The 5,321-nt window shown below is 63.3% G+C and carries 7 protein-coding genes; 3 read left to right on the top strand and 4 right to left on the bottom strand.

What is annotated here, in order from left to right:
• A partial coding sequence (locus EN879_RS23370) for a peptidoglycan-binding domain-containing protein (RefSeq protein WP_164769477.1) occupies positions 1-135 on the top strand: 135 nt, incomplete at its 5' end.
• A 69-nt stretch (positions 136-204) separates the two neighbouring features.
• On the top strand, positions 205-552 hold the full coding sequence (locus EN879_RS23365; protein ID WP_013532655.1) for a DUF1491 family protein: 348 nt from the start codon (positions 205-207) through the stop codon (positions 550-552).
• On the opposite strand, the gene EN879_RS23360 is transcribed toward EN879_RS23365, so the two are convergent.
• On the bottom strand, positions 530-1,564 hold the full coding sequence (locus tag EN879_RS23360) for a hypothetical protein (protein WP_063170191.1): 1,035 nt from the start codon (positions 1,562-1,564) through the stop codon (positions 530-532). The two genes, EN879_RS23365 and EN879_RS23360, sit on opposite strands and share 23 nt — an antisense overlap.
• A 186-nt stretch (positions 1,565-1,750) precedes the next feature.
• On the opposite strand from EN879_RS23360, the gene EN879_RS23355 reads away from it, so the two are divergent.
• Positions 1,751-1,939, top strand: coding sequence for a hypothetical protein (locus tag EN879_RS23355; RefSeq protein ID WP_013532653.1), 189 nt, complete (start codon positions 1,751-1,753; stop codon positions 1,937-1,939).
• Positions 1,940-2,078: 139 nt separating this feature from the next.
• Here the strand turns inward: EN879_RS23355 and EN879_RS23350 are convergent, their stop codons facing one another.
• The 3 genes from EN879_RS23350 to EN879_RS23340 form a co-directional block, all read right to left on the bottom strand.
• The gene (locus EN879_RS23350) at positions 2,079-2,648 is read right to left on the bottom strand and encodes a DUF1254 domain-containing protein (protein WP_013532652.1); all 570 of its coding nucleotides are present in this window, start codon (positions 2,646-2,648) and stop codon (positions 2,079-2,081) included.
• Positions 2,641-3,225, bottom strand: coding sequence for a DUF1214 domain-containing protein (locus tag EN879_RS23345; RefSeq protein WP_127274267.1), 585 nt, complete (start codon positions 3,223-3,225; stop codon positions 2,641-2,643). The genes EN879_RS23350 and EN879_RS23345 overlap by 8 nt, the downstream gene beginning before the upstream one ends.
• 253 nt (positions 3,226-3,478) lie before the next feature.
• A partial coding sequence (locus tag EN879_RS23340) for a penicillin-binding protein 1A (protein WP_164774538.1) occupies positions 3,479-5,321 on the bottom strand: 1,843 nt, incomplete at its 5' end.

The raw sequence follows: 5,321 nt of genomic DNA, 5'->3' as shown, positions 1-5,321 counted from the left end.
CAGCTGGATGGTGTCGTCGGCGCGCGCACAAAGGCGGCGATCAAGGAATTCCAGTCGCTGTTCGGGCTGCCGCAGACCGGCGAGCCCGATGAGATCGTCTATGTCAAGATGCGCGAGATCGGCCTGACCAACTGACGGCCGAAACGACGGCTCGCCGAGCGGCGGAAATATCGATAGAGAACCGGCAGTTTCGGGAGCTCTCTCATGCGCGTCACATCGGATCTGTGGGTTTCGGCCCTGTTGCGCCGGATTTTCGGCGCCGGTGGATTTGCCGCCGTGGTCAAGCGTGGCGCGACCGAGGCCGGCGCTGTGTTCGTGCTGGCGCGGGGCAGGCTGGGTGAGGTTGCCCTGTTCGGGCCGGCGCCGCAGACAAGCTATGATTCGGCCAAGCCCGACGACCGGTTTTTCACTCTGCTCGGAGCTGGTGACGATCCCGCGGTGCTCGAAGCCAGGCTGGAACGGGAGAAAAAATTCGATCCCGACATCTGGGTGGTCGAAATCGAGGCCGGTGCCGTGCCCGTCGAGGAGCTTATTTCCGTGAAGACGCCCTGAGGCCGGAAGAAGCCGCCGCATCGTCGCTGTTCGAAGCGGTGCGTGTATCGCTGTTGGCAGGTGCTGCGCCGCGAACCACCCTTGAAAGGATTTCCGCTCTCCACGACCGCATCTTGTCCTGGGCCGCCTCGCGATGCAGCAGCCGGTAGCGGTCGAGGAAAGTCCGGATAGCCTGCGGGTGCGGGAACTGGCTGGGATAGACGGCAACCGTGACCAGGAAGGCCCTGTCTTCGCTGAGGTCGAGCGAGCGCAAGGCGACAAGCAGCGAGGCATAATTCTGGTTGGCGGTGAGCGATCGCGCGGTCTCGAAATCGATGTCGAGCGCATCGGCGAGCGCGGTCTGGAAGAACGCGGCGTTTCCCGTCAGCGCTGTCTCGCGCAATTTCATATAGGTGTCGGCGCCCTTGAAAGGCTCGGCGGTCGCTGTCTTCTCGTCGCCGGTGCGCATCATCGAGCGCAGCCTGCGCCGTGCATTCTCGGCCGCGATGCCGAGTGTCTGTTCCCGGGCTGGCTCGCCGGAGGCGGTATCCGCGCTCGCTGGCGCGATCTTGTCTGCCCCAGCGGCGTTCGCATCCGGGTCCGGCGCGCGCACCAGGGTTGGCCTCTCGAGGGCCCTGATCAGGTCAGCAATGGTCGGGTTCAAGCCCTTGCGGCGCGCAATGGCACGCGCATGCGGCAGGCCATGTCGCCCGATCAGGGCGATGAGATCGATGTCGCTGACGGCGCGTGAGCGGATGAGCAACGGCGCGGCAATGTCGACCGGTTCCTCGCAAAGACGGCGCACCAGGGCGGCGGGTGCGTATTCGCATTCGGAAAGGGCGGCTGCCACGTAACGGCGGGATTCGACGGACACGTCATTGAACAGCGGCAGCGTCAGGTCTTCGAGCTGGCCGATCTCGCGGCGTGAAGGGCGGGTGAGCGAGCAGAACGCCGACACTGCGGCGCGGAACAGCCTTTCGGCCTTTCCCGAGTCTTTTCGTACCGCGATTTGCCTGAAGTCCGAAGATGACACGAAGGATACGCCCGTACTCGACACAAGCTTGGCGCGCTCGACCGGGATTGTGTCGGTTTCGCGAGCACCAAGAACAAAGATCAAGTTAGCGACGATCCGTTAGCGTTCCGTTAACCCTCTGCCGCCTTAATGACATTTGGAGGCGTTGCGTTGTGCTCCGGGGAAACCGAGAGGAATGCGCGAACCATGGGCATGGTACTGTCTTTCGTGCCGCGTACGGCACCAAACACCAGAGCAAAGCAAACCGCCGAAATGCCGGCGGCGGTGATCATCTTTCCCGGCATCCGCTATGAGCGGTCGCATGCCGGCGAAGTGCGGCCGGTCGATCCCGACAAGACGGGATCGCCAGGGACGAAGCCGGTCCCGCACCACTGAGTTTCGGCGGCCACGGACCTTTGGTCCGGGATCATGTCTAGTGCATGTCGCCCAAAAGTGACCTCGGTTTTGGAGAACGACATGCATGAAAACAAAGACCTAAAGCGGGTCGTCTGAATCCGTTCAGACGCGACACGCTCTAGAAGTCCTGCAACTCACAGGAACTCTGTTCGAAGAAGCGCGACACGATCGGCTTCCAGCTGCTGTCGGGGACGAAGGCACGGATGACGAAGATGCCTTCCTCGATCGGCGCTTCGACGAAGATCGCCCCCTGAAGATCCTCTGGAAGGTCCTTGCGCACGTCGATCATCTGCGCCGGCGTCAGCACCACGGCATCCAGAACGCCGCCGGTCGCTGTGTGGTCGTTGAAGGAATAGATGTTGTGGCCGCTGCGGTCATAGACCGACACCGACCAGAACGGGACATGTCCAGGTGCCTTGACGCGGACCAAACCTTCGCCCAGGTCGAACCGGCACGCCGTTGCATAAAACAGCGGGTCGACGGATTTCACCACGGGCGCCCCACCGGCCTCGGCATCGAGCCGCGTCATCTTGTAGAGATCCGAAGCCATGGACAGCCGCGACCAGGCGTCGCGTTCGGAAAATTCAGGCACCAGAAGCAGCACGGCGATGTGCACAATGCCGGCGCCGAGCAGGCCGAGCAGGACGGCATGCAAAAGTCTGCGCATCGCCGCATAAAAACTACGCATCGCAGCCGACCTTGACGATCCGCGGCAGCGAGACGTCCGACAGGCCCGTGCTGCTGGCGATTGGCGTGTCGTAGAAGGTCAGCACGAAATACATCCTGCCGAAGCCGTCTGTCAGCAGCCAATTGCCGGGCATCGGGTGATGGCCGGCGGAAATGATCACCGAATTGTCGGGCTGGCGCACCACCCCGTAGGATTGCAGCGCCGCCAGCCGGGATTTGCCGGTCTCGACCACGCTGAGCGACTGGTCGGCGGCGTAGAGCGTCCAGAACCGCGCCGTCGGAAATCCGCCCTCGATGGTGTAGGTGCATTCGCGCTTGAGCTCGGCGCCGCCCGTGTCTCGCTCGGCGACGAAGGACAGCCCCTCGGCACGGCCGAGTGCAAGCACGCCCTCGCGCGCCACGCGAGCCTTGGAATAAGGATCGGCGGAGGGAGTGCGGATATCGGGAAAGGCTGTCCATTGACCGATCCGGATGGCGCCGACGCCATCCTGGACTTTCAGCGCATACCAGACGCTGCCGCCACCGCCGATGATGGCTATGGCAAGCGAAAGCAACGTCAGGAAGGCAGTTTTGAGCATGAAGGGCCGGGGACACCGAAGAGTTGCCGCTCGGGGATATCGCGGCGCAGGGCCTTGTGGCAAGCGGGCCGATGTAGAATTGCAGCCGCCTCTTCCTTCTCCACCTGCGGGAGACGGTGGCCGAGCGAAGCTCGGTCGGATGAGGGGTGTTCCAGCTTCGCAAGGACGGTGATCCGGCCAGCACCCCTCAACCGTCTCGGCGCTGCGCGCCGATCCACCTTCTCCCACAGGTGGAGAAGGAAGAGGCGCGCCATCACAGCGCCGACAGCGTCTCCGGCGGTTGAGGCGTATTGAGGACGGGCGCCGACTGGAACAGGCTGGTCATGTCCCGCAGCGTCTGCGTCGTGCGGCTGGACAGCACCGGCGGCCGTTCGGCGGCTGCATCGGCCACCGCCTGCGCGTCGCTCTTCTTCTGTGCTTCCTCGGCTTTGGCAGCGATCTCCTCGTCGACGAAGGGCTTGTCGATGCCCGGGATCGGCTTGAGGTCGATGTTCTGGTGCGCATAGACCATCAGGCGCTGCCATACCATCGCAGGCAGCGAGCCGCCGGTCATGTTCTTGGTCGGCGTGAAATCGTCATTGCCCATCCATACCGCCGCCGTGTAGTTGCCGGTGAAGCCGACAAACCAGGCGTCGCGGTAGGATTGCGTCGTGCCCGTCTTGCCGGCGACGACGATGTTGGGAAGTTGGGCCCGCCGCGCCGTGCCCATCACCGGTACTGCCGCCAGCATGGTGTTCATCGATTTCAGCGCCTGCTCCGACAACACCCGGTGTGGCGGCGGCGCATCCTTGGCGAAATCATAAACCACCTCGCCGGTGCGGGTGACGAGTTGGCTGATGCCGTGCCGGAAGCCGACGAAACCGTTGTCGGCGAACACGCTGTAGCCCGTCGCCTGGTCCATCACCGTCATGCCCGAGGTGCCCAGCACCATCGTCTTGTGCGCTTCGAGCGGCGATTCCACGCCCATCGCCTCGGCCATGGCCTTGATCGGCCCGATGCCAAGGTGATCCTTGGCCAGCCGAACCGGCACGGTGTTGATCGATTTGGCCATAGCCATGATCAGAGTTACATTGCCCGCCGATCCGCCGCTGTAATTGTGCGGCGACCAGGACCCCCAGCTGATCGGGCCGCCGGAGATGATGGAGTTGGGCGTGAAGCCGTGTTCCATCGCCGTTGCATAGACATAGGGTTTGAATGACGAGCCGGTCTGGCGCAGCGCCTTGGTGGCGCGGTTGAACTGGCTGGCGCCATAGTCGCGGCCGCCGACGATGGCGCGCACGGCGCCGTTGGTCTCGATGACGACGACGGCACCTTCGGTGACGTTGTACTCCTTGCCGAACTGGCGCAGGTGGAACTCCACCGATTCTTCCGCTGCCTTCTGGATGTTCGCGTCGAAGGTGGTGTGGGCAACAAGCGAGTGCTGGCCCGGTTTGGCGATCTTCTTGACCTCGTCGAATGCCCAGTCGAGGTAATAGTCCGGACTTTTCTGCTCGCCGCGGTCGACGACATCGGCCGGATGCAGCCTTGCCTGCAGAACCTGCCCCTCGGTCATGAAGCCGGAATCGACAAGGTTGGACAGCACCACATTGGCGCGTGCGCGCGCTGCCGGCAGGTTGATGTGCGGCGCATATTTGGTCGGCGCCTTGAACAGCCCGGCCAGCATCGCCGCCTCGGCGAGGTTCAGATCCTTGACGCTCTTGCCGAAATAGAAATCGGCGGCCGCCTCGATGCCGAACGTACCGCCCCCCATGTAGGCTCGATCGAGATAGAGCTGCAGGATTTCCTTCTTCGACAGATTGGCCTCGAGCCACAGCGACAGGAAGGCTTCCTTGATCTTGCGCTCTAGCGTGCGCTCATTGGTGAGGAACAGGTTCTTGGCCAGCTGCTGGGTTATGCTCGAGCCGCCCTGAACGACGGAATTGGCCCGCACATTCTCGAAGATGGCGCGGGAAAGGCCGAGCACATCGATGCCGTAGTGATCGAAGAAGCGGCGATCCTCGGTAGCAAGCACCGCCTTGATGACGTGATCGGGCATCTCGTCGACCGGCACGGAATCGCGCTGGATGATGCCGCGCTGGCCGATCTCGTTGCCATAG

The sequence above is a fragment of the Mesorhizobium sp. M7A.F.Ca.AU.002.02.1.1 genome, assembly GCF_003998535.1.
Classification (GTDB): domain Bacteria; phylum Pseudomonadota; class Alphaproteobacteria; order Rhizobiales; family Rhizobiaceae; genus Mesorhizobium; species Mesorhizobium ciceri.
The sequence above is the reverse complement of the archived record's forward strand: the minus strand, read 5'-3'. Positions and strand labels throughout refer to the sequence as shown.